Origin of the sequence: Devosia sp. XK-2 (assembly GCF_037113415.1) — a bacterium.
GTDB lineage: Bacteria > Pseudomonadota > Alphaproteobacteria > Rhizobiales > Devosiaceae > Devosia.
In genome coordinates this window covers 1,971,685-1,994,128 of sequence record NZ_CP146608.1, presented here as the reverse complement: position 1 = coordinate 1,994,128, position 22,444 = coordinate 1,971,685, and the positions used below count along the sequence as shown (strand labels likewise).

At 60.3% G+C, this 22,444-nt stretch carries 25 protein-coding genes and 2 tRNA genes; 15 read left to right on the top strand and 12 right to left on the bottom strand.

Features of this window, described 5'->3' with window-relative positions; genetic code table 11:
* Positions 1-7 precede the first annotated feature (7 nt).
* The 3 genes from V8Z65_RS09680 (at position 8) to V8Z65_RS09670 (ending at position 2,781) form a co-directional block, all read left to right on the top strand.
* On the top strand, positions 8-790 hold the full coding sequence (locus tag V8Z65_RS09680; RefSeq protein WP_338719461.1) for an ATP-binding cassette domain-containing protein: 783 nt from the start codon (positions 8-10) through the stop codon (positions 788-790).
* 51 nt (positions 791-841) lie between these two features.
* Positions 842-1,591: a DUF1345 domain-containing protein gene (locus V8Z65_RS09675; protein WP_338719459.1), complete on the top strand. Its 750-nt coding sequence runs from the start codon at positions 842-844 to the stop codon at positions 1,589-1,591.
* Between the two features lie 62 nt (positions 1,592-1,653).
* Positions 1,654-2,781 (top strand): S-(hydroxymethyl)glutathione dehydrogenase/class III alcohol dehydrogenase, encoded by a 1,128-nt coding sequence (locus V8Z65_RS09670; RefSeq protein ID WP_338719457.1) that lies wholly within the window; start codon positions 1,654-1,656, stop codon positions 2,779-2,781.
* A gap of 137 nt (positions 2,782-2,918) precedes the next feature.
* On the opposite strand, the gene V8Z65_RS09665 is transcribed toward V8Z65_RS09670, so the two are convergent.
* Positions 2,919-3,272 carry a cupin domain-containing protein gene (locus tag V8Z65_RS09665; RefSeq protein ID WP_338723999.1) on the bottom strand — a complete coding sequence of 118 codons (354 nt, stop codon included), beginning with the start codon at positions 3,270-3,272 and terminating at the stop codon, positions 2,919-2,921.
* Between the two features lie 54 nt (positions 3,273-3,326).
* Between V8Z65_RS09665 and V8Z65_RS09660 the strand changes: the two genes are divergently transcribed.
* The 3 genes from V8Z65_RS09660 to V8Z65_RS09650 all read left to right on the top strand — a co-directional run bounded on the left by V8Z65_RS09660 (position 3,327) and on the right by V8Z65_RS09650 (position 5,281).
* Positions 3,327-3,875 (top strand): AAA family ATPase, encoded by a 549-nt coding sequence (locus V8Z65_RS09660; RefSeq protein ID WP_338719455.1) that lies wholly within the window; start codon positions 3,327-3,329, stop codon positions 3,873-3,875.
* A complete protein-coding gene (locus V8Z65_RS09655) occupies positions 3,868-4,332 on the top strand; it encodes a YaiI/YqxD family protein (RefSeq protein ID WP_338719453.1) in 465 nt (154 codons plus the stop codon). The genes V8Z65_RS09660 and V8Z65_RS09655 overlap by 8 nt, the downstream gene beginning before the upstream one ends.
* A 79-nt stretch (positions 4,333-4,411) precedes the next feature.
* Positions 4,412-5,281, top strand: coding sequence for a polysaccharide deacetylase family protein (locus tag V8Z65_RS09650; RefSeq protein ID WP_338719452.1), 870 nt, complete (start codon positions 4,412-4,414; stop codon positions 5,279-5,281).
* A 17-nt stretch (positions 5,282-5,298) separates the two neighbouring features.
* Here the strand turns inward: V8Z65_RS09650 and V8Z65_RS09645 are convergent, their stop codons facing one another.
* The 4 genes from V8Z65_RS09645 to V8Z65_RS09630 all read right to left on the bottom strand — a co-directional run bounded on the left by V8Z65_RS09645 (position 5,299) and on the right by V8Z65_RS09630 (position 7,955).
* Positions 5,299-6,546 carry an FAD-binding protein gene (locus V8Z65_RS09645; RefSeq protein WP_338719451.1) on the bottom strand — a complete coding sequence of 416 codons (1,248 nt, stop codon included), beginning with the start codon at positions 6,544-6,546 and terminating at the stop codon, positions 5,299-5,301.
* The gene (locus V8Z65_RS09640; protein ID WP_338719450.1) at positions 6,543-6,935 is read right to left on the bottom strand and encodes a hypothetical protein; all 393 of its coding nucleotides are present in this window, start codon (positions 6,933-6,935) and stop codon (positions 6,543-6,545) included. Before V8Z65_RS09640 ends, V8Z65_RS09645 begins: the two co-directional genes overlap by 4 nt.
* Positions 6,932-7,687 carry a 23S rRNA (guanosine(2251)-2'-O)-methyltransferase RlmB gene (gene rlmB / locus V8Z65_RS09635; protein WP_338719448.1) on the bottom strand — a complete coding sequence of 252 codons (756 nt, stop codon included), beginning with the start codon at positions 7,685-7,687 and terminating at the stop codon, positions 6,932-6,934. The genes V8Z65_RS09640 and rlmB overlap by 4 nt, the downstream gene beginning before the upstream one ends.
* A 194-nt stretch (positions 7,688-7,881) precedes the next feature.
* Positions 7,882-7,955 (bottom strand) — tRNA-Gly (locus tag V8Z65_RS09630).
* Positions 7,956-8,158: 203 nt separating this feature from the next.
* Between V8Z65_RS09630 and V8Z65_RS09625 the strand changes: the two genes are divergently transcribed.
* Positions 8,159-8,243, top strand: a tRNA-Tyr gene (locus V8Z65_RS09625).
* Between the two features lie 147 nt (positions 8,244-8,390).
* Here V8Z65_RS09625 and V8Z65_RS09620 read toward each other — a convergent pair.
* From V8Z65_RS09620 to V8Z65_RS09610, 3 genes are all read right to left on the bottom strand, one after another.
* Positions 8,391-9,389, bottom strand: coding sequence for a LacI family DNA-binding transcriptional regulator (locus V8Z65_RS09620; protein WP_338719446.1), 999 nt, complete (start codon positions 9,387-9,389; stop codon positions 8,391-8,393).
* 57 nt (positions 9,390-9,446) lie between these two features.
* Entirely contained in the window at positions 9,447-9,887 is a 441-nt protein-coding gene (locus V8Z65_RS09615) for a VOC family protein (protein ID WP_338719444.1), read from the bottom strand.
* Between the two features lie 116 nt (positions 9,888-10,003).
* Positions 10,004-10,816: an aldo/keto reductase gene (locus V8Z65_RS09610; RefSeq protein WP_338719442.1), complete on the bottom strand. Its 813-nt coding sequence runs from the start codon at positions 10,814-10,816 to the stop codon at positions 10,004-10,006.
* Positions 10,817-10,985: 169 nt separating this feature from the next.
* Between V8Z65_RS09610 and V8Z65_RS09605 the strand changes: the two genes are divergently transcribed.
* The 6 genes from V8Z65_RS09605 (at position 10,986) to V8Z65_RS09580 (ending at position 16,544) form a co-directional block, all read left to right on the top strand.
* The gene (locus tag V8Z65_RS09605) at positions 10,986-11,867 is read left to right on the top strand and encodes a sugar ABC transporter permease (RefSeq protein ID WP_338719440.1); all 882 of its coding nucleotides are present in this window, start codon (positions 10,986-10,988) and stop codon (positions 11,865-11,867) included.
* Positions 11,867-12,802 (top strand): carbohydrate ABC transporter permease, encoded by a 936-nt coding sequence (locus V8Z65_RS09600; RefSeq protein ID WP_338719438.1) that lies wholly within the window; start codon positions 11,867-11,869, stop codon positions 12,800-12,802. The genes V8Z65_RS09605 and V8Z65_RS09600 overlap by 1 nt, the downstream gene beginning before the upstream one ends.
* Positions 12,803-12,807: 5 nt before the next feature.
* Positions 12,808-13,902, top strand: a complete 1,095-nt coding sequence (locus tag V8Z65_RS09595) for an ABC transporter ATP-binding protein (RefSeq protein ID WP_338719436.1) — start codon at positions 12,808-12,810, stop codon at positions 13,900-13,902.
* A gap of 25 nt (positions 13,903-13,927) precedes the next feature.
* A complete protein-coding gene (locus V8Z65_RS09590; protein WP_338719434.1) occupies positions 13,928-15,166 on the top strand; it encodes an ABC transporter substrate-binding protein in 1,239 nt (412 codons plus the stop codon).
* Between the two features lie 89 nt (positions 15,167-15,255).
* Positions 15,256-15,735 (top strand): VOC family protein, encoded by a 480-nt coding sequence (locus tag V8Z65_RS09585; RefSeq protein WP_338719432.1) that lies wholly within the window; start codon positions 15,256-15,258, stop codon positions 15,733-15,735.
* Between the two features lie 50 nt (positions 15,736-15,785).
* Positions 15,786-16,544 carry a sugar phosphate isomerase/epimerase gene (locus tag V8Z65_RS09580; RefSeq protein WP_338719430.1) on the top strand — a complete coding sequence of 253 codons (759 nt, stop codon included), beginning with the start codon at positions 15,786-15,788 and terminating at the stop codon, positions 16,542-16,544.
* A 231-nt stretch (positions 16,545-16,775) separates the two neighbouring features.
* Here V8Z65_RS09580 and V8Z65_RS09575 read toward each other — a convergent pair whose 3' ends face one another.
* Genes V8Z65_RS09575 through V8Z65_RS09560 form a run of 4 tightly spaced genes read right to left on the bottom strand, consistent with a single transcriptional unit; the run spans position 16,776 to position 20,407 of the window.
* Positions 16,776-17,705 (bottom strand): aldo/keto reductase, encoded by a 930-nt coding sequence (locus tag V8Z65_RS09575; protein WP_338719428.1) that lies wholly within the window; start codon positions 17,703-17,705, stop codon positions 16,776-16,778.
* Between the two features lie 9 nt (positions 17,706-17,714).
* Positions 17,715-18,626 carry an NAD(P)-dependent oxidoreductase gene (locus V8Z65_RS09570; protein ID WP_338719426.1) on the bottom strand — a complete coding sequence of 304 codons (912 nt, stop codon included), beginning with the start codon at positions 18,624-18,626 and terminating at the stop codon, positions 17,715-17,717.
* Positions 18,627-18,637: 11 nt separating this feature from the next.
* On the bottom strand, positions 18,638-19,414 hold the full coding sequence (locus V8Z65_RS09565; RefSeq protein WP_338719425.1) for an SDR family NAD(P)-dependent oxidoreductase: 777 nt from the start codon (positions 19,412-19,414) through the stop codon (positions 18,638-18,640).
* Between the two features lie 18 nt (positions 19,415-19,432).
* Entirely contained in the window at positions 19,433-20,407 is a 975-nt protein-coding gene (locus V8Z65_RS09560; protein WP_338719424.1) for an aldo/keto reductase, read from the bottom strand.
* 147 nt (positions 20,408-20,554) lie between these two features.
* Between V8Z65_RS09560 and V8Z65_RS09555 the strand changes: the two genes are divergently transcribed.
* Complete coding sequence (locus V8Z65_RS09555) at positions 20,555-21,439, top strand: LysR family transcriptional regulator (RefSeq protein ID WP_338719423.1); 885 nt, start codon at positions 20,555-20,557, stop codon at positions 21,437-21,439.
* 147 nt (positions 21,440-21,586) lie between these two features.
* Complete coding sequence (locus V8Z65_RS09550) at positions 21,587-22,351, top strand: FadR/GntR family transcriptional regulator (RefSeq protein WP_338719422.1); 765 nt, start codon at positions 21,587-21,589, stop codon at positions 22,349-22,351.
* Positions 22,352-22,444: the final 93 nt, after the last annotated feature.

The window sequence follows — 22,444 nt, the reverse complement described above, 5'->3', positions numbered from 1 at the left end:
TTGCATTATGCTGGATACCGGCACGCCACTGGTCGAAATGACCGATATCTCGATTTCCTTCGGCGGCATTCGTGCGGTCGACCATGCTTCGATCGATCTGCGCAGCGGGGAGGTCGTGGGGCTGCTCGGCCACAATGGCGCGGGCAAATCGACGCTGATCAAGATCCTCTCGGGCGCCTATAAGCGCGATGCGGGTGAAATCCGCATCAATGGCGAGACCGCGACGATCAACAATCCGCGCGACGCCAAGGCTTATGGCATCGAAACGATCTATCAGCAGCTTGCTGTGGCCGACAATGTCGATGCCGCCGCCAATCTGTTCCTGGGGCGCGAAATGGTGACATCGCTCGGAACGCTGGACGATGCTGCCATGGAGTCCAAGGCACGCGAAGTGATGGGCCGGCTCAACCCAAATTTCCGTCGCTTCAAGGAGCCGGTGAAGGCCCTTTCCGGTGGTCAGCGCCAATCCGTGGCCATTGCCAGGGCTATTCTCTTCAACGCCCGAATTCTCATCATGGATGAGCCGACCGCGGCGCTTGGCCCGCAGGAGACCGCGCAGGTGGGCGAGCTGATCAAACAGCTCAAATCCGAAGGGATCGGCATTTTTCTCATCAGCCACGACATTCACGACGTCTTCGATCTCGCCGATCGGGTCGTGGTGATGAAAAACGGCCAGGTGGTGGGGCAGGCGAAAACCTCCGATGTCACCAAGGACGAAGTGCTGGGCATGATCATCATGGGCAAGGTGCCGCCAGGTGCCGAGCCGGGGCCGGGAGCCATAACGGGCTGAGCGGCGTTGTCGTCATTGCCGGTGGGGAACCGGCGATGACATTTTGCAGCCATGGCAAGAGCACCAGCTAAATCGACCCGCGGCGGCAAGCGCCACCAATCCAGGCGAAAGCAGGCGGCGCCCAACCCGCTCCGGCAGAAGGCGATAGATCGCCTGATGCCGCGTCACGCGCCGTTCTATGTCAGCCTCGCATTGGGGGCGGTGGCGCTGTTGCTGGGTTTCTGGCTTGTGCCGAACATGGCGATCAGCATTGGCAGCAATGTGCTGTTCGTGGTCTTCCTGCTGTCGACCTATCTGAAACTGCCGCACCTGACGGCCGACTACCTGCGAGACCATGCGCAGGAGGAGGACACGCCTACGGGGGGCATATTCCTCATCGTCCTCATCGTGGTCGTAGCCTCCATCGTTTCCCTGTTCCTGGCGCTGAGCGGCGGCCAGGAACCCGATCCCTGGCAGGTGGCGGCCAGCGTCGTGTCTGTCTTGCTGGGCTGGTTCACCGTTCAGACGATGGGCGCGCTGCATTATGCCTATGAATATTACCAGGCGCCCGATACGGGCGAGGACGGCGAGGTGGAGGGTGGCCTGGAATTTCAGGGCGACAGCGATCCCGATGGCGCTGACTTCATGTATTTTTCTTATACTGTGGGTACGTCGGTGGCGACGTCCGACACCAAGACAACCAGCAGCAATATGCGCCGGCTGGTGGTCTATCATCTGGTTTTCTCCCACCTTTACAACACGATCATCCTGGCTTCGGCGGTCAATGTGATGCTCAGTCTTGGCGGTGGAGGCAGCGGCTAGACGGTTGCGGGCGCGCTTTGGCGCGTGCCATCTTCCGGACCGAGATTCCGGAGGATAGAGTCATGAAAACCCGTGCCGCCGTCGCCTTTGCTGCTGGCAAGCCACTTGAAGTCGTGGAGGTCGACCTTGAGGGCCCCAAGGCGGGCGAGGTGCTAATCGAAATCAAGGCTACGGGCATTTGTCACACGGATGACTTCACGCTCAGCGGCGCGGATCCTGAAGGCCTTTTCCCGGCGATCCTGGGCCATGAGGGCGCTGGGGTCGTGGTCGATGTGGGGCCCGGAGTGACGTCAGTGAAAAAGGGCGATCACGTTATTCCGCTTTACACGCCGGAATGCCGCGAGTGTCCGTCCTGTCTCAGCCGCAAAACCAATCTTTGTACCGCCATCCGTGCGACGCAGGGGCAGGGGCTGATGCCGGATGGGACCTCGCGCTTTTCCTTCGAAGGCAAGCCGATCTTCCACTATATGGGCTGCTCAACCTTCTCGAACTATACCGTGCTGCCCGAAATCGCGGTGGCCAAGATCGATCCGGCGGCCGCCTTTGATAAGGTCTGCTATGTCGGTTGCGGGGTGACCACCGGCGTTGGCGCGGTGATCAACACGGCCAAGGTGGAGGAGGGGGCGACAGCGGTTGTCTTCGGCCTGGGCGGTATCGGACTCAATGTCATCCAGGGCCTGCGCCTGGCCGGCGCTGACATGATCATCGGTGTCGACCTCAACAACGCCAAGAAGGAATGGGGCGAGCGCTTCGGCATGACCCATTTCGTCAATCCCACCGAGATCGGTGAGGATATCGTCCCCTATCTCATCAACCTGACCAAGCGGCGTGGGGATCTGATCGGCGGCGCAGACTATACGTTCGACTGCACCGGTAACACCAAGGTTATGCGTCAGGCGCTGGAAGCGAGCCATCGTGGCTGGGGCAAATCCGTCGTCATCGGCGTGGCTGGAGCAGGCCAGGAAATATCCACGCGCCCGTTCCAATTGGTAACCGGTCGCACCTGGATGGGCACGGCCTTTGGTGGCGCGCGCGGCCGGACCGATGTGCCAAAAATTGTCGACTGGTATCTCGATGGCAAGATCGAGATTGATCCGATGATCACGCACACGCTGCGCCTTGAGGATATCAACAAGGGCTTCGAGATGATGCATTCCGGTGATAGCATTCGCAGCGTCGTCGTTTATTGAGCGATCTTTGGCGAAAGGACATTCATATGCTTGGCATCATGATGCAGTCACCCCACCGCCGGAAGCTGGCGGTGGCCTTCGCGCTGGCACTTGTGGCCGGATTGGGCCTGGCGCTTGCGACCGGTGCGATCGGCTGATCATTCCAGCCATCGCGTCTCGAAAGTCCCGGCCTCGTGAATGTCGATCTGCTCGAGCGGGCCGGGGCCGATATTGGCGAATTTATGCGGCGTATTGGCGGGGCAGATTACGATCTGCCCTTCGCTGACCTCGAACTGATGGTCTGCGACCGTAAACAGGGCCCGTCCCTTGCGGATAATAAAGGTTTCCGTGTAGGGATGGCTGTGTAGTCGCGGCCCATCTCCTGGCCGTTCGGCGTGAACGAAGATCACGCTGACATTGGCCCCACACGGCCCGCCCTCCAGTTCCCCCCACCATTCCCCATTCGTGGCAGATGCCGCCGCCCATTCGGCGCGCTCAACAATCGTTCCAATCAAATTTCTCTCCTCGGCGGCGATAGTCGCCGTTCTCCTAAAGGACGAATAATGATGGCAGATTCAGACAGGCTTTTTGTGCTCACCGGCGCACCCGGCGCAGGCAAGACCGCCCTGCTCGATGCCGCCGGGCAATCCGGACTGCGGATTGGACGCGAGGCGGCTCGTGCCGTTATCCAGGTTCAGAAGGCGATCGACGGGCCGGCCCTGCAATGGCGCGATCCGGCGCGCTTCGCCGAATTGATGCTCGATCGCGACATCCAGACCCATGAGGCTTTGCTGGACGGAGCGGGAATGGCCCTGTGTGATCGCGGCATTCCCGACCTTATCGCCTATGGGCGGATCATGAATCTGGCGGAGACGGCCCATTTCGCCAGGGCCGCGACGCTTTTTCGCTATAATCCAGTAGCTTTTTTCGCGCCGCCCTGGCGCGATATCTACCGCGACGATGCCGAGCGCATAGAAGGTTGGGAGCACGCCCAACGCATTTACGCACCCTTGCGCGATGCCTATGAAGAGGCGGGCTATCGTATTTTGGAATTGCCCAAGGTGCCGGTGCCGAAAAGGCTGGATTTCTTGATGGATGCTATCGCCAATGCCTGACCCGGCCATATTCGTCGACGCTGACGCCTGCCCGGTTAAGGAAGAGGCCAAGAAGGTGGCCGAGCGTCTCGGCCTTGTCATTACCTTCGTCAGCAATGGCGGTATCAGGCCATCGCGTGATCCGATGGTGCAGGTTGTCGTCGTCCCGGCCGGGGCCGATGCTGCCGACGACTGGATCGTCGACCATTCCCGGGTGAACGACATTGTGCTGACGGCCGATATCCCTTTAGCCAGCCGGGCGATAGACAAGGGCTGCCATGTATTGGGCTTTACCGGAAAGCCTTTTACCACGGCCTCCATCGGTATGGCGCTGGCAATGCGAGATCTCAAGCAGCACCTGCGCGAGACCGGCGAAATTGCCGGCTACAATGCCAGCTTCCGCCCGGCAGATCGATCCGCCTTCCTCAGTGCGCTCGATACTCTGGGGCGCAAAGCTAAATCTATGGCAGGTAAGTAAATCTTAAGCAATTGCGAGGGGTTTGTTAACCATAAATCGCAAAAGTGGACCCACTTTAAGGTTTCGGGTGGGTTCGGTCTTGCGGTTGTTTCATGCTCTTTTGGCTTCGAGCCTGCTGGCGCTGACCATGGCGGGGTGCGCCAAGCCGATCAGCCAGAATTCGGTGGCAAACAGTCCTGCCGTTATGCGTGACGAGACGGTTACGGGCAGTGTTCTGAAGAGCGCGTCGGCCCGGCTCGACCAGACCATGCCGAACCGCCTTTCTTCTGTTGGCCGCCTGGCCGGTCGCACCCTGGAAGTCGCCACAACGAGTGATATTGTCCTGCGGCCGGGGGAAGTCATCCTGACATTCGACGACGGTCCGCGCGCTGGAAAAACACCGAAAATTCTCAATACTCTGGATCGATATGGCGTGAAGGCCACCTTCCTGATGCTGGGCTCGGCCGCCCAGGCCAATCCGGCGCTGGCACGGGAAGTCGCCGCGCGTGGGCACACGGTGGGTAGTCACACATTCGATCATGCGAACCTGACCAATCTCTCCCGCCAGGCGGCGCTGGATGAAATTGTGCGCGGCGAAGCGGCCGTGGCCGAGGCGCTGGGCGGGGCCGAGAAGTTGTCGCCATTCTTCCGGTTTCCCTATCTGGCCCAGACGGGCTTTTTGCGCACCAGCCTGCTGCATGGCGACATGGTGGTGCTCGACGTGGATATCGACAGTAAGGACTACTATCAGGAGAGCGCGCAGACGGTTGCCAATCGCGCTCTGGGCCGGCTGGAGGGGCGTGGCAGCGGTATCATCCTGTTCCACGATATCCACCAGCGCACAGTCGACCTGCTGCCCGGCTTCCTCGATGAGCTAGAGGCTCGCGGCTATTCGGTGGTTCGACTGGTTCCCAAAGCGCAGGGCGTGTTCGGGCGCAGCATCATTACGGCGGAGGCCGGCGGTCTCTAACCGGGGCTATTGTTCCTTCAGAACAGATGATCGGTAATGAATTGGTTGCGGAACTTGCCGGCCGGATCAAGACGCATCGCCAGGGCGCGGAAATCGGAAAGGCGTGGGAAACGCTGCTCCAGGGCCGATGCGGGCAGGGTGAAGAGCTTGGCCCAATGCGGACGGGGATTGAAGGGGGCGAGGGCCTGTTCCACGGCACGAACGGCGGCTATCGTGGCGTCCCATTCCGGGTGCCAGGTGAAGTGAAACCCGATCGTGTCCTGTTCGTAGGCGGCGCTGAGCCACAGGGTGTCGGCCGCCACAGAGCGAATTTCGGAAATGAACAGCGCCCCAGAGAAGCGATCCTGGGCGGCATGCAGGGCCGCAATGGCGGCAGGTGCGTCGGCGCGCGCGACGAAGAATTCCGATTGCAATTCGGCACCTGCAGACGCGGTATTGCCAATGGCGAAATGGAATAAGCGCTGGTGCCACGGACCGGTAACGCCAAACTGACCGGTGCAGTTGGACCCGTCCATATCGGGAATAGGGTGGCAGGGCGTTGTCGCCGCCGTGGCGCCGAAAACCTCAGCGGCCGGCTCGCCCGCTTCCGCACGCGCCTTGACCCAAATCTGATCGATGGTTTCGCCCTGCCAGCGGGTAAACAGGCTGACGCTATAGGCCCGTGACATGATGGCTTCGAATTTGTCGGTGGCCGTGGCCACAGGCAGGGTCAGATAGACGTTCTGCCGGACCTCGAAGCTGGGCACGATGTCGAGCGTCAATTCGCAGATAACACCCAGCGCCCCCAGACTGACGACAGCGCCATTGAAGTCGGCGTCGCCGCGGCGAAAAGTGACAATGTCGCCATTCGTCGTCACCAGCTTGAGCGCCGACACTGCCGCGGCAAGGTTCTGGTTGGCATCGCCGGAGCCGTGGGTGGCGGTGACGACGGCGCCTGCCACGGTGATATTGGGGAGAGAGGCCACATTGCGCAGCGCGAATCCGGCCGCATGCAGGGCAGGGGCGATGTCGGCATAGGTCGCGCCGCCGTCCACGGTGACGGAGCGGCCTGCCGGATCAATGCTGAGTTGGCGCTCCAGCCGCGACAGCGAGATGAGGGTGCCATCGGTATCGGCAATGCGGTTGAACGAATGTCCTGAGCCCAGCACGCGGACCTTGTCGGCGGACCGCACGACCTGCTGCAATTGTTCGACCGTTTGGGGGTAGTCGACGGCGCGCGGGGCGAATTGGATATTGCCCGCCCAGTTCCTCGGTCCTGCGCTCATGCGTCCTCGTCGTCCTCTACATCGGTCAAATATACGGAAATCTCGATATCGATGCCGTGGGCAGCAATGGCCGCTGCCGCGTGCGCAGGCAGGCGGGCCGACATGGATTCGCCCTCGGAAGGATAGTCGAAGGCTATGTCCAGTACCGCTTTGCTCATGCGGCGGTCGTCCAGCATGGCGGCGATGGTCGCGCCAGAGCGTTCGGCCAGGTCGAGAATGGCGCGCACCGGATTGGCGGTGGGCACATCAATCTGCGCGTAAAAACTGTCTTCGGCGTCTTCGGCTTCATAGCGGACGGAAAGCTGCTTGAGCGCCATATCCAGCTCGGCCTGCGGGATGGTCACGCCGGAAAGGCGCAAGGCCATGGCGAATGGTTCGAACTGGCTCATTTGATGCGACCCGCTGTGGCGGCAAAAAGCGCGATGGCCGCGGCGTTGGAGACGTTGAGCGACTTGATGGGGCCAGGCATGTCGAGCCGGACCATTTCGTCGCAGAGCTCCCGCGTGCGCTGGCGCAGGCCTTTGCCTTCGGCGCCAAGGACAACCGCCAATGGCGCTGTGTCGGTTCTCGGACGGAGCTGGGCGTCGGCCTCTGAATCGAATCCGAGCACCAGCATGCCGCGCTTCTTGAGGGTTTCCAACGTGTCGCCGAGATTTCTGATCTCGATCATGGGTACCAGATCCAGCGCTCCAGAGGCGGCCTTGGCCATGACGCCGGTTTCGCGCGGCGAATGGCGGGCAGTGGTAATCACCGCATCGGCGCCGAAAGCGCAGGCGGTGCGCAGAATAGCCCCGACATTGTGCGGGTCGGTCAATTGATCGAGTACGACGACCAATTGCAGATCGGCAATGTCGTCGAGGCCGAAGCGGCTGACGGGATCGACCTCCAGCGCCATCCCTTGATGCACCGCTTCGCCGCCGAGCAGACGGTCGAGCTCCTTGGGCGTCGTTTCGACAACGGGAACCTTGCCGATCTCGCCGGTTTCCCTGAGCCTATTGAGGGCATTGGGCGTGGCCAGCAGGGTCTTCTTGATGCGGCCCGGATTGTCCAGCGCTGCACGCACCGTGTGCAGGCCATAGAGATAGACCGGACCGGTATCGGGGTCATATTTGGGTTTGGGCGGAAATTTGTTGCGGCTCATGTTGCGAGCGGTACCCGGTTTGCTCAATTTCCGCAAGAAAGCCGCGATTGAAGCCGTGGCCAGCAGGCGGGCACTTGCCGATAGCAGGCTCTGCCGTTCCCGCGTCGTTTTAAATGTCGGTCAAGCTCGCCTGGCCTTTGGCGCATCGACATGACCCATGGCGGGCATTTTGCAGGTAAGGTCTCGGGAAGAGATGGAGCGGGTAGCGGGAATCGAACCCGCGTATTCAGCTTGGAAGGCTGCTGCTCTACCATTGAGCTATACCCGCGCCCTGGGGGCGAAGCCACCGGCCTCGATTAGCGCGAACCGGGGCCGACTGGCAAGGGGCGCCGCGTCACCCTTTCCACAAATCGCTTGCCCAAACAAATTCTTGCGTGAGTTGCGCGCTAGGGTGTTGACACCTTTGCGACAGCCCACCATAAACCGCCCCGACGACACGCGCGCCGTGTTCGTCTCCTACCCGGAAAATGTGGAGGGGTGGGAGAGTGGTTAAATCCATCAGACTGTAAATCTGACGCCTCAGGCTACACTGGTTCGAATCCAGTCCCCTCCACCACCCCCCAAGAGATCGTGCAAGGCTTCGATTGTTTCGGCAATGCGCCAGGGTGTGTCGCGCCGCTGCTGGGCGAGCGGTTTGCTGTCATTAAACAGGCCTTGGGTGCGGGCGATCAGGCAATAGGGAATCGGTCAGCCCACAAATCGCCTAAGGGCGCCGATATGTGCTTTCGCGAACGATCAATTCGGGATCGATGAGGGTGACATTGGGCTCAGGCAATGCGTCCTTGGCCCCGATAAGTTCGATCAGGCGCGCAACCGCAAGGTCGGTGATGAGCTTGATCTCGTAATTGACGCTGGTCAAAGGCGTGGCGGCGTGCTCGGCAAATTCGATATTGTCGAACCCCACAATCGCGACGTCGTCCGGCACGCTCATGCCGTTCTTCTGCGTCCAGCGCAGGGCGCCGATGGCCAGGGAGTCGTTGGCCGCGAAGATGGCGGATGGGCGGTTGCCCAGGCGCATAAGCTTGTCCATGGCCCAGTAGCCGCGAATGACCGAGTGCCCCTGTGGGTCGGCCGAAAGGGACGGGTCAGGTAGGATGCCCGCTTCCTTCAGCGCGGTCATATATCCATCGCGCTTTTCGTGATTGCCCATGGGATTGGAGCTATCGATGATGCCGATCCGGGTGTGACCAATATCGATGAGATGTCGTACAGCACGATAAGCGCCGCGGCGTTCGTCAACCGATACTGCATCCACGCCGGCGTCAGGATCGGCGACGAGCAGCACGACCGGGTAGTTGGCTTGGCGCAATTGGCGGATATGGCCCAGGTCTCTATGGCTGCGCGGATAGATGAGCATGCCATCCACCTGGCGAGACTGAAACATGGCAATGACCCGCTTCTCCTCGTCCAGATCATTGTTGGATGTGGCGAAGAGGGTGGAGTAACCCCGCTCGGCCAAGGCGAGCTCAATGGATTGGGCCGCCTGTGTGAGGGCCGGGTTGGTGATGTCGGTCAAAACAAGCCCGATAGTCTTGGTTTCGCGGCTGACCAATGATTTGGCCACCTGGTTGGGCATGTAGTTGAGATCACGCGCCGCATTGCGGATGCGCAGAGCGGTGTCTTCGGGAATGCGGGGGCTGCCGCGCAAAGCCAGGCTGACCGTGTTCACGGAGAAACCGGTCTTGTCAGCGATATCCTTCAATCGAACAGTCGGCCTGCCCAAGCTGCGTTGCCCCCACTTTCCGTCCAAGTGAATGAATTATGTGCGCTCTTGGTGCAAGCGGCGAATGGCCTGCAACTGCAGGCAGTCGTCGGCCATTTCCATCAATTCGATGCGGTTTCCGTCCGGATCTTCGATCCAGGCCTGGCGGTTGCCGTCCAGCCCGGGTTTGATTTCGGATGTCAGGGCAATGCCTGCGGCCTTGATCCGCTCGGTTGTGCCGTCCAGATCCTCGATGGTGAAGCACATGTGGTTGACGCCATTGGCGTTCCAGCCTGGCGCGCGATCGTTTTCGGCGCCCGGAAATATCTCGAGATATTGGTCGTCCGTGATCCGCAGGTAGACGAGCCAGGTCTCGCCATTGTCGTGCTTGAGACGCAACATTTCCGGGAAGCCGAGGCGGTCACGATAGAAATCCAGCGACCGATCCAGATCGGTAACCTTGATCGCCACATGTCCAACGCCAACAATACCGAGCATAAAATCCTCCTGACCCTTGGGTCATCCTACTGAACAAAGGTCAGGCTCGCTGACCTTGTATGATCGTTAATACGTCGCCTCATGGCAGTTCGGTCATGCGGTGTCAATGCGGCTCCCTAATCCCAATCCGGGCCCCAATCGGGCGCAATGGCCCGCAAGTTGCGGTCCCTGGTCTCGATCTGTGCAATGTCGTCAGGGGAGAGATTCAGCCGCTGGGCAGCGAAATTGGAGCGAATTCTCTCCGGTCTGCCGGAGGTCGGAATGGCGGCATATCCCTTGGCCAGCTCAAACGCCAGGGCAAGCTGTTCGGGAGTGGCGCTATGTCGCTCGGCCATTTCGACCAGTACTGGGTCGCTGCCGAGACGCCCGTGCGCAATGGGCTGGTAACAGGTCACCAGAATGTCGTTCTGGATGCAGTATTGCGCTAATTTCTTGTTTTGAATGAATGGGTTGAGTTCGACCTGGTTGGTTGCAATTCGGCCCTCGCCGGCAATCGAGCGTGCCTCATCAAGCAGGGCAATCGTGAAGTTGGAGACGCCGATGAAGCGGGTCAGTCCGCGATCCTGCGCCTCCAGAAGCGGTTCGAGATACTCGGCCAGCGGCTGAGCGCCATTTGGCGATGGCCAGTGCAGCAAGGTGAGGTCCACCTGGGCGACGGCCAGGTTGGTGAGGCTCGTTTCCAGTGATGGAATCAGCCGGCCCTTGCCGTAATTCTCGGTTGATATCTTGGTTGTGAGGAAGATGTCGGCCCGCGGAAGCCCTGATTGTTTCAGCGCCGTCCCGACTTCCTTTTCCGTATCATAGGTTTGCGCTGTGTCGAGATGGCGATAGCCAGTCTCCAAGGCGCATAGAATGGCCTGGATGCCCTCGGCCTTCCAGCGGCCATAGGTGCCGAATCCGAGACGCGGCATAACATCATGTAACTTCAAATCTATTTCCTCCCGTGATGCGCCGGCCCCGGTTTCATCGCGTTCATCGTGTCCGAGTTTTTGACGATCGCCAGTTGACGGCCCATCGATTATGCCTCTAGGTTAACGATAATACAACGTCCGAATGAGAGCTCTCACATGGGCCGATCGGGTCAATGGGAGGATATTCATGCGCTGGAGCCGCATTGCGCCCCAACTTGCCTTGACGCCTGCACTGGCGGTGACCGCCGTGGCCTTTATCGGGTCGATTGGATGGACGATCTATCTCTCGTTCACACGCAGTCGCCGCCTGCCCGAATACGGCATCGACTGGTCCGAGTGGGGGCGGCAGTATGATCGCCTCTTCCGCGATGCCGGTTGGGAAATCTCGCTCCGCAATTTGATCGTGCTGGGCCTGGGAAGCGCCCTGGCTATCGTCTTTGGCTTCGTCCTTGCGGCCATGATCGACAAGGAAAAGCGCGGAGAAAGCCTGTTCCGTACGGTCTTTCTCTACCCGTTGGCCGTGTCGCTGATCGTGACCGGCGCGGCCTGGCGCTGGATCCTCAACCCGACCCTGGGCGCACAAAGTTTCCTGCGCGGATTGGGCTGGCATGTGGATTTCAACTGGTTGGCACAAGGCGACACAGCCATGTATGCCATCATCCTCGCCTCTGTGTGGCAGAGCGCGGGCTTCTACATGGCGCTGATGCTGGCCGGGCTCAAAGGCATCAATTCCGAGATATGGAGTGCGGCCAAGCTCGACGGTGTGCCGCTCTGGCGGGTCTATCTCGAAATCATCATACCCATGATGAAATTCACCTTCATCACCTGCGCCATCCTGCTCTCGCTCGGCGTCATCAAGGCCTATGACGTGGTCGTGGCCATGACCAATGGCGGGCCGGGACAAAGCACCTGGGTGCCAGCCTATTTCACCATCAACGCTCTCTCGGCCAAGTCCAATCTCGGCTACGCCTCGGCAGCGGCCGTGATGATGCTGGCCATTACCTTCGTCGTCTTCATTCCGCTGGTTGCCCTCACCGTTTGGCAGCAGCGCAAGCGGGAGGCTTCGTGATGAGTCAGGTTTCCATTTCCGAACGTGCCGCAGCGTCGGGGGAGATGCCCGTCGCCCGCTCGCCTTACTTCGTGCGCAAGAAGAAGGGGATCACGCCGCGAACCGTTGCAATCCTGGCCTTTCTCACGATTTGCGCGCTGTTCTTCTGCGTGCCGCTTTATGTGGTGGTGGTCACCTCTTTCAAGACCATGGATCAGATAAGGGAAGGGGCGATCTTCTCACTGCCTCATATCTGGACCCTTGAGGCATGGGATCATGCCTGGAACCGCGCCTGTTCCGGCATCAAATGCGACGGGCTCAAGGTGGGTTTCTGGAACTCCGTCTTCATCCTGTTCCCGTCCCTGATCCTGTCCATATCGCTGGCCATGGTCACCGGTTTCGCGCTGGCATTGTGGAATGTGCGGTGGGCCGGAGCCTTCCTCTTCCTGCTGTTTATCTGCGCCTTCGTGCCTTTCCAGATCATCATGTATCCGCTGATCGTGATGACCACGACGACCAAGATATACGGCACGCTCTGGGCCGTGGCTGTCATCCACGCCGTGCTTGCCATGCCGGTACTGACCCTGATTTTCCGCAACTACTACAAGGACATTCCGACCGAGATCATGTCCGCGGCAATGATGGACTCGGGATCGTTCTGGAGAATCTTCTTCGAGATTATCGTGCCGATGAGCGGCAACATTCTGATCGTCGTGCTGATCCTGCAGATCACCTCGATCTGGAACGACTATCTGATCGGCGTGACCTTTGGCGGGCTGACCGGACAACCCATGACCGTCAACCTGGCCAATCTCATCACCATTTCCACGGGTACGACCAACTATGCCCACAATATGGCTGCTGCCTTGCTCACGGCCATCCCACCCCTCGTCGTCTATTTCCTCGTCGGCAAGCTCTTCGTTCAGGGCGTGACCGCCGGTGCCATCAAGGGTTAGTGCCAATGCCTGCCGTCAGTTTCGAACATATCGTCAAGCGTTATGGCACGGTGACCGTGCTGGACGACCTGAACCTTGCCATCGAGGATGGGGACTTCCTCGTTCTGCTCGGCCCCTCCGGATGCGGCAAAACCACTTTGCTCAACCTATTGGCCGGCCTGCTTGAGATAAGCGATGGACGCATCATGATCGGCGATCGCGATGTAACCGATCTCGATCCCAAGGACCGGGGCCTGGCCATGGTGTTCCAGTCCTATGCGCTCTACCCGACAAAGACAGTCCGCGGAAATCTCAAGTTTGGTCTGGCGGCGAGCAAGCTGCCCAAGGACGAGGTCGAGCGTCGCGTCAGCTGGGTGGCGAAAATGCTGCAGATCGAGCCGTTGCTGGATCGAAAGCCCGCGCAGCTTTCGGGTGGCCAACGCCAACGTGTCGCGATCGGACGCGCCATTATCAAGAAGGTCGACGTCTTCCTGTTCGATGAGCCATTGAGCAATCTCGACGCCAAGTTGCGCACCGAGATGCGCCTTGAGATCAAGAAGCTGCATGACGAGCTGAAGTCCACCGTCGTCTATGTCACCCATGACCAGATCGAAGCCATGACCATGGCCACCAAGATCGCGGTGATGGATGGCGGGGTGATCCAGCAGTTCGGGACGCCTGACGAGGTTTACGAGCATCCGGCAAACCTGTTCGTCGCTGGCTTTATCGGGGCTCCCGCCATGAATATGCGCCAGGCCCGTCTCGAAGCGGGGCAGGGCAGGGTCGACGCCGTCTTCGGCTCGGGCGCGCGGCTGGATGTTTCGGCCTATCCGTTCACCGCGCCGCCGCAGAGCGGACAGAGGGTCGTTGTCGGGATGCGTCCCGAGCACTTCACCGTCGGTGAGGCGAATGGCGGTAGCGCGCAGTTCTCACTGCCGGTGCAATCGGCCGAACGCACCGGCTCGGATGCAACGCTCTACCTGACCTTCGAGAACGAAATGCTGGCCTTGCGTGTGGCTCCCGATCTCGCGGCGAGCCTGACGGCCGGCAGAGCTGTGCCGGTGCAGTTCCAGGCCAGCAAGGTCAATCTTTTCGACGCCCAGACAGGGCGACGGGTTTAGCCAACATCATAAGGGAGGAACCAAGATGTTGAAAACGATCCTGGGCGGCTTTACGGCTGCACTCATGCTCAGCTCCGCGGCCAATGCCACGGACCTGATCATCTATCATAACTGGTCGTCGGGCCCGGAAGTGGCGGCGCTCAATGTCCTCAAGGCGGGACTTGAGGCCAAGGGTCACACCTGGACCGATATCGCCATTCCCCATGACACGGGGTCCAACGTCAACCTGATGAATCTGGTGACTGGTGGTACGCCGCCCAATGTGTTCCTGGAATCGAGCCCCGGCGTCTATCGCGATCTGGCTGGGTTGGGCCTGGCCCGGCCCTTGACCGAATTTTTCACCGAGCAGGGCATTCTGGACCACTATCCGGCATCAGTCGTCAGCTCGATCACCGTTGATGGCGAGATCATGAAGGTCCCGACTGCCATCCATATCGACGGCATGGCGTATTACAACATGGAGGTGGCAGAGGCGGCCGGGGTTGATCCCGCCACCTGGGACTCACTCGATGCCATGTTCGCGGACTTTCAGAAAGTTCGCGATGCCGGATATATCCCGCTCGCCATCGGCGGCCAGCAATGGCAGGTGGGCTATCTGACCCATGCATTGGCGGCTGCGACCGGCGGGCCGGAATTCTACAGTGCGCTCTATGGCGCCGAGCCCGATCCTTCGGTTCTGGATAGCGCCGAAATGCGCGCCCTTCTCGAAACACTGCGGCGTTTTCAGCAGGAGGCCGATGAAGGCTCGGTCAACCGGGAATGGAACGTCACCACCAATATGGTCATCACCGGCCAGGCCCTGATGCAAATCCATGGGGATTGGATGAAGGGCGAATGGACTGCTGCCGGCAAGGTCGCCGGCACCGATTTTGGATGCGTCCAGATCCCCGGTGCCAAGGCTGTTCCGGTCACCGTGGATAGTTGGGGCATTCTGGGTGGTCAGCCCGAAGAGGTAGACGCCGCCGAGCTCGACTTCGCTGCGGTGGTGGCCGATCCGCAGATTCAGGCGGAATTCGCCAGCGCCAAGGGTTCGACCCCGACGCGTCTGGATGCGCCGGCCGAGGTTCTCGATGCCTGTTCGGTTGAAGTACTCCACATCCTCGAAAATGCCGACCACCAGGTCCCCAATCCACACTCCACTGTGGACGCGGACTGGCAGAATTCGATCTGGGACGTCGTCTTCAACTTCTGGAGCGATCCTTCCATGAGCGTGGACGATGCCATCGCCCAGATCCAGGAAAACTACGACATCATCCTGGGCTGACTTCTCCCAACTCCTCCCAGCGACGTCCGGCGACCCGGAGCTTTTGCGCTTCGGGCCGCCGGACACACGCCAACCGAATGGATAAGACAATGGACAAGCGCCTGCTTGATGAAGACGAAGTGATGCAGATCTGTTTCGTCACCCACGACGTGGTCAAATCGGCCCAGTGGTTCTCCGACCTGACCGGCAAACCCATGCCCAAGGAGGGCAAGGCCGCCGAACCCGACGAGGCCAAAGCGATCTATAATGGCAGGCCTGCCGATGTCGGCTGCCGTATCATGATGTTCCAGTTTGGCAATATCGACGTTGAATTTCTTCAGCCCGGTCCGGAAAGAAGCGCCTGGCGCGACTTGCTGGAAGAAAAGGGGCCCGGTTGCCACCACATCGCCTTCCGCACCCGGAACCTGACCAAGCGCGACGCCTATCTTGAATCCAAGGGGCACAAGCTGCTGCAGCGCGGCGAGTTCGACGGCAGCCATGGCCGCTATGCCTACTACGACACGGTCAAGGATCTGGGGGTCATGATCGAACTGCTTGAGTTCGACAAAGACAAAGAAGCGCAGCCCTGAATGCAATGGGCGCCGCGGCCAGCGGCGCCTCTGATCTGGACATCAAGACCATGACCTACCGCAAGGCCTACCAGCTTTACTCCTCGAGAAATTTTCCACCCCTGGCGGACCAGCTCCCCATCCTCAAGAGGATGGGCTACGACGCCGTTGAGCCCTGGCTGCCCGCCTACGAGTCCAATCCCGCGCTGTTCCGCAAGCAACTCGATGATGCAGGCCTGGCCTGTTATGGCTTTCATATGCCGCTTGCCGGTCTCGTCTCCGAACCGCAACGCTTCATCGAGATCGCCCAGACCTTGGGCGCCACCTATCTCATCCCGCCTTACGTGACGCCTGAGGAGCGTCAGCCGACCGTCGCTTATTGGCGCGGCCTCGGCGAGAAACTGGCGCGTGGTGCAGAGGCGGTCGGAAAGCACGGCCTAGAGGTCGCCTGGCACAACCACGATTTCGAATTTGTGCCGCTGGTGGACGGCTCCCGTCCGATCGATCACATTTTCGACGCTGGCGGACCGGCGGTGAAATTCGAGATCGATTGCGGCTGGATCGTGCGCGCTGGGGCCGATCCTGCGGACGAGCTCGGGCGGTTCGCGGACAGGATTGTCATTATCCAGACCAAGGACACCGCGCCGCGGGGCACCAAACAGGACGATGGCTGGACGGCAACCGGCGACGGCATCATCGACTGGGCCGGCCTCGTGCCCCTGTTCCTGCAGACCAAGGCCGATCACATTGTCACCGAGCACGACAATCCCAGCGATTGGCAAGCCTTTGCGCGTCGCTCGATCGAGCACCTCAAGGCCCTGGGGCTCTAGCATGGCGCCGAGCCTAGAGGGGCTTATCGCCACGCCGCAATGGGGGGGCGCTATTCACCGGAGTGGTGGTCATTTCCGCGTGCTGGCGCGCTTCCAGGGCGGGCAGGGGACAATAGACGTCAATTCCTGGGCTCCGGGCAGCAAGCACCTGGCTTACGTTTCATATCCGGTTCGTCGCTGACGACAGGCCAATGGCGGCCGCTATGTGGCGGCCGCCCTCGGGGGCTTGGGTCAGGGGACGATGTGGCCGGCAGCGCGGAACAGGCTGTACCACTCTTCGCGCGTCAGGTTGACGTCGGACCCGGCCGCGCATTCGCGCACGCGCTGCGGCTTGGTGGTGCCGAGAACGACCTGGATATTGGCCGGATGGCGGGTAATCCAAGCCACAGCGATACCAGTCGGCGTCACACCATAAGCCGACGCCAAACGGTCGAGCTCGTCATTGAGTTCGGGGTGACTCTGGCGATCGCCGACGAAAACACCGTCAAAAAAGCCCTTCTGGAACGGTGACCAGGCCTGCAGCATCATGCCGTTGAGACGGGAATAATCTATCAGTCCCATATCGCGCGAAATGGACTGGTCGCTGCCATCCATATTCGCGGCCACGCCCTGTGCGATCAAATTGGCATGGGTGATGCTCAACTGGACCTGGTTGTAGCGCAGCGGCTGTTTGACGACGCTCTTGAGCAGTTCAATCTGGCCCGGCGTGTGATTGGAAACGCCGAACTGGCGAACCTTGCCTGAGGCTTCGAGCGCGTCGAAGGCCTCAGCAACCTCTTCGGGCTCGACCAGGGCATCAGGGCGGTGGAGGAGCAGGACGTCGAGATAGTCGGTCTTTAGGGCTGCCAGGGATTCATCAACAGTTTTGAGGATGTGGTCGCGAGAAAAGTCGAACCAGCCATGCCGAATGCCGACCTTGCTCTGGATGATGATCGCTTCGCGCTCCGCTGCAGAGAGGGGCACGGCTTCGCCGAAGCGTTCCTCGCAGCGATGGCGCTCGCCGCCATAGATGTCGGCGTGGTCAAAGACGGTGATGCCGACTTCGCGGGCGGTATCGAATAGCGTGCGAATTTCGGCATTATCCATCTTGGCAATGCGCATCAGGCCCAGCACGACGCTGGACACTTCGATATCGCTGTTCGGGACTTTGTAGGTTTTCATGAATGGGCCTTACTGCGTTTGCCGCTTGGCGCCGGGGACATATTGGCGCCAGTTATGTTGTTCTTTGAACCCGAGAACCTCCCGGATCTTGCGATTTGAAATAGGCGCCTCGAAAGCACCCATGGGCCGCGTGACAGGGGTATTCGGCGCCCATCTGGCAAGAAATGCCTCGCTGGGTTCGTTCGCCGTGATTTCGTCATTGACGGCATTGAAGACCTGGAAACCAAGACCGTCCCTGGCGACGCACAGGTCGACAATCTGGCCAAGATCGCGCGCGTCGATATAGCTCCAGGCATTGCGCTTGCGGGACGGCGGGTCGGCCAGGAATGTCGGGAAACGGGCATAATCCTGCGGTTCGATCACATTGCCGATACGCAGGGCGTAAATGTCCGCACCCGTGCGCATGGCAAAGGCCCGGCCGGTCTTTTCATTGACCAGCTTGGACAGGCCATAGCTGTCCATGGGATCAATGTCATAGTCCTCTTCCAGCGGGAATTGCTGATAGTCCTTGTCTCCCTCGGCAAAGCACACGCCATAGGTCGTTTCGCTCGAGGCGAAGACGACCTTGCGGATGCCCAGCTTGGTCGCCGCTTCGATGACATTGTAGGTCGAGGTGACGTTGGCCTTGAACGTTTCATTGTCGGGCTGGAGCAGCACACGGGGAATGGCGGCGAAATGCACAATGGCATCGACCGGCGCAGGCCCCTTGCCGGTTTCAAAACCGTCAAAGCCAAAATGCATTGAGAGCGCATTGAACACCTGGCCGCTATCGGTCAGGTCGGTGATCAGCGTGTTGACGCCCTCGATATCGAGCGGCTTCAGATCGAGATTGAGGACGGTGTGGCCTTGCGCCACGAGATAGGCCACGGCGTGGCGGCCTGCCTTGCCGCTACCGCCGGTAAAAACGATGCGTTTGCCCATGTTCATTCTCCTCAAGGCATCAACTGGCCGCCATTGACCTCAATTTCCTGCCCGATGATGTAGGGCGAGAGCATGTTTGAGGCGAGGAACAGATAGGCGCCCACGCAATCCTGGGGCGTGCCATGACGCCCTTGCGGAATGGTGTTGAGCGCGGCCTGCATCTGTTCGGCGGTCGAATAGCGTTCATGGAACGGCGTGGTGATCACGCCCGGTGCCACGGCATTGACGCGGATGCCGAAGGGGATCAGTTCCTTGGCCATGCCGCGCGTGACATTGGCAATGAAGGCCTTTGAAGAACCGTAGATTCCGGCGCCATTGCTGGCCCCGTTCCGTGCGGCGATAGAGGTGGTGTTGATGATGAAACCTCCGCCGGCCGCTTTCAGATGCGGGATGGCAGCGCGGCTGGCCGCCAGGACCGAGCGTGCGTTGAGATCCATGACCGCGTCATAGTGCTCATCAGTCATTTCCGCATAGGGCAATCTGGCGACCATGCCCCCGGCATTGTTGATGAGGCCGTCGAGACGGCCGAAGGCCTCGACAATCTCCTCGACGGCCCGAGCCATGTCCGCTGACTTGGTCGCATCGGCCTTGACCAATACGACCTTGCCTCCCGCGCCTTCAATCTCGGAGGCCAGTTTCTGAGCCGGGTCCACGCTGGAATTATAGTGCAGCCCGACGCTTGCGCCCTGGGCGGCAAAGGCCGTGGCCAGGGCGGCGCCAATTCCGGTCGATGCGCCGGTGATCAGGACGCTCTTGCCCGCAAGGTCTGGAACAACAAGTGAGGTCATGGTGATGTCTCCCTAGGCCTAGAAACCGGTCACAACCATGGGGCGGTACGGCGCTTCGAGCTGGGCGATTTCATCTGCGCTCAAGGTCAATGCCTCGGCCGCAACCGCGTCCTCTAGATGCGAAAGCTTGCTGACGCCGACAATGGGCGCGGTCACACCCGGCTTTTGCAGCACCCAGGCCATGGCGATCTGTGCCATGGACACGCCGCGCGCCCTGGCCACCGCCTCCACGGCTTCGACCACGGCCTGCGCATTGCCTTCCGTCTGCTCGTACATGGTCTTGTTGTAACGATCCGTCGTGGCGCGTTTTGTCTGTGTGCCCCAGGGACGGGTCAGCTTGCCGCCGCCCAGCGGGCTCCACGGCAATAGAGCAATGCCCTGGTCGATGCAGAGAGGGATCATTTCCCGCTCTTCCTCGCGATAGGTCAGGCTGATCTGGTCCTGCATGGACACGAAGGGTGTCCAGCCATTGGAGCGCGCCGCATTTTGGAGCTTGGCGAACTGCCAGGCCCACATGGACGAGGCTCCAATGTAGCGCGCCTTACCGGCCCGCACGACATCATGGAGGGCCTCCATTGTCTCCTCGACCGGTGTGAACGGATCGAAGCGATGGATCTGGTAGAGGTCAACATAATCGGTGCCCAGCCGGCGAAGACTATTATCGATCTCGCCCATGATGGCCTTGCGTGACAGGCCCTGACCGTTGGGGCCCGGCCGCATCCGGCCGAACACCTTGGTCGCCAATACGATTTCTTCGCGCGGGGCCAGTTCCTTGATCAGCGTGCCGGTAATCTCCTCACTGGTGCCCCGGGCATAGACATTGGCGGTGTCAAAGAAATTGATGCCGGCCTCCCAGGCCGCCTGGAACATCGGCCGAGCGTCCTCGAGGCCAAGTACCCAGGGACGTTCCTCTGTGACCTTGCCAAAGGACATACATCCAAAACAGACGCGGCTGACTTCCAACCCGGTACGACCAAGCCTGTTGGTGCGCATAACAATCTCCTCAATGTCATGATGCCGTCGTTGCGCGCTCGTGGGCAGCGCTCGACGAAATGATGCCGTACCTTGGGCAGCTTTCGCTCATCATGCAAATAGATTATAGCGATACGATTATTCGGAAATCGAGATTAATGGCCAATCATGGAATTGCGACAACTGCACCACTTCGTCGCCGCAGCGCGGATGGAACATTTCACGCGCGCGGCCAGGAAGCTCAATGTTGCCCAGTCCGCGCTTTCCGCTTCGATCCGGGCCCTTGAGGACGAGCTGTCGGCGCAGCTCTTCGTTCGAACCACCCGAAAGGTCCGGCTGACCGCCTCTGGACAGGCCTTTTTGTCCAAAGCCGAGAAAGTGCTCTTCTCGGTTGAGGAGGCGCGCGATGCTGTGCGCGCGGTCGAACAGGGGCAAGCGGGGCGGCTGACGATCGGCAGCGTGCAAAGCCTGCCGGCCTTTCTGCAATTACCCACGGTGCTCGCCAAATTCCACGGGCTCTACTCACAGGTCGAGATAAGCCTCGTGCAGGCGAGCGCATTGAACCTGCTCGACAAGTTGGAGCGGGGTGAACTCGACCTCGCTTTTCTTCCCGCATTTGATGCGCGCAGGGGTATCGAGACGAGGCTGGTAGCCTGCGAAGAATTGGTGTTGGTCTGCTCCCGGCAGGCCAACTTCTTTTCGGGTGACGCGGTGGACCTGCAGCAGCTCACGGCGGTGCCATTCGTCGATTTCGAGAATGATCTTGGGACCCGCACCCTCATCGACAGGGCCTTTGCCGATGCTTTGGTGGATCGCCGGGTGATCTTTGAAGTGAGCGATCTTGGGACCCTGCTCAATCTGGTTGAACAGAAGCTGGGTGTCGCGCTGGTGCCGCAATCGGTTGCACGCAGCCGACAGGACACGCTGAAAAGCTATGTGGTTTCCGATGTCGACTTGTGCTGGGAGATCGTCGTGGCCAGCCGGGGACAAATGTCGCGAACGGCCTCAATCGCGCAGTTTCTCGATCTGCTGCCTATGGATGGCCTGGGCTAGCCCTGGCCCCAGCTTGCACTGTTGCACAGGTTTGCGCCGACAGGGCAGTGACACCTCTGTCAAGTCTTACATCTTTTACAACCGATTGCCCGGTCATTGCCGCCGTGATAGGGTGTGTCAGATTTGTGAAACGGAGCAGTCAGGCACATGGCGATCGAGGAGCGCCCGCCCTACGCATATGAGCAAGGTCAAAGCCTTGCGGAAGTTGCACATTCGCAGATGCTTGCGCTGATCGACGATGGCAGCTGGTCGCCACGGTCCCGATTGCCTTCGGAAACGGAACTCGCCCGCCGTTTCGGCATGTCACGGCCTGTGATACGCCAGGCGCTGGCCAAGCTGCGCGATGCGGGTCTGATCCAGTCGCGGCAAGGATCGGGCAGTTTTGTGATCGGTTATCCAGACGCACCGGAACGTGCCCCGGAGACTGTGTCTTTCCCCGCCATTGGCAGCATCGTGGACATTACGTCCTTTGTGGCGTTTCGAGAGGGTATGGAGGGCGAGATTGCAGCCACCGCCGCCCTTAACCGGACGCCGGACGATCTGGCGGCGATCGAGGCCACGCTCGAGCGGGCCGGGCATCATCGATCCATTGCAGAGCGATCGCAGGATGATTTCGCGTTCCATCTGTCGGTGGCCAAGGCCACCGGGAATCCTTTCTACGTAAACAGCCTGACGTCGCTGCGCGAGCAGATGATGATGGGTATGAATCTGAGCTGGAATCTGTCCGCAGGTAGCGCCGACTACCTTTCGGTGGCGCTGGCCCATCATAGAACCATTTTAGGCGCAATCAGGCACCAGGATGCAGATGCCGCCCGCGAGGCGATGCGCGAGCACCTGCGCTGGGCCGGTGCCCGCATGTTGCGGGGCGACAAGAATTCAGAAGCGGCACCCAGGCCGCCAGAGCAGGGTTAGAAGCCCAAGGAGTGTCACGACGCCTGAGGAGGTGGAGCGTCATGATTTTATCAAGTGCGGATTGGCCAAGGCCGGGTCACCATTGTTTTGAAT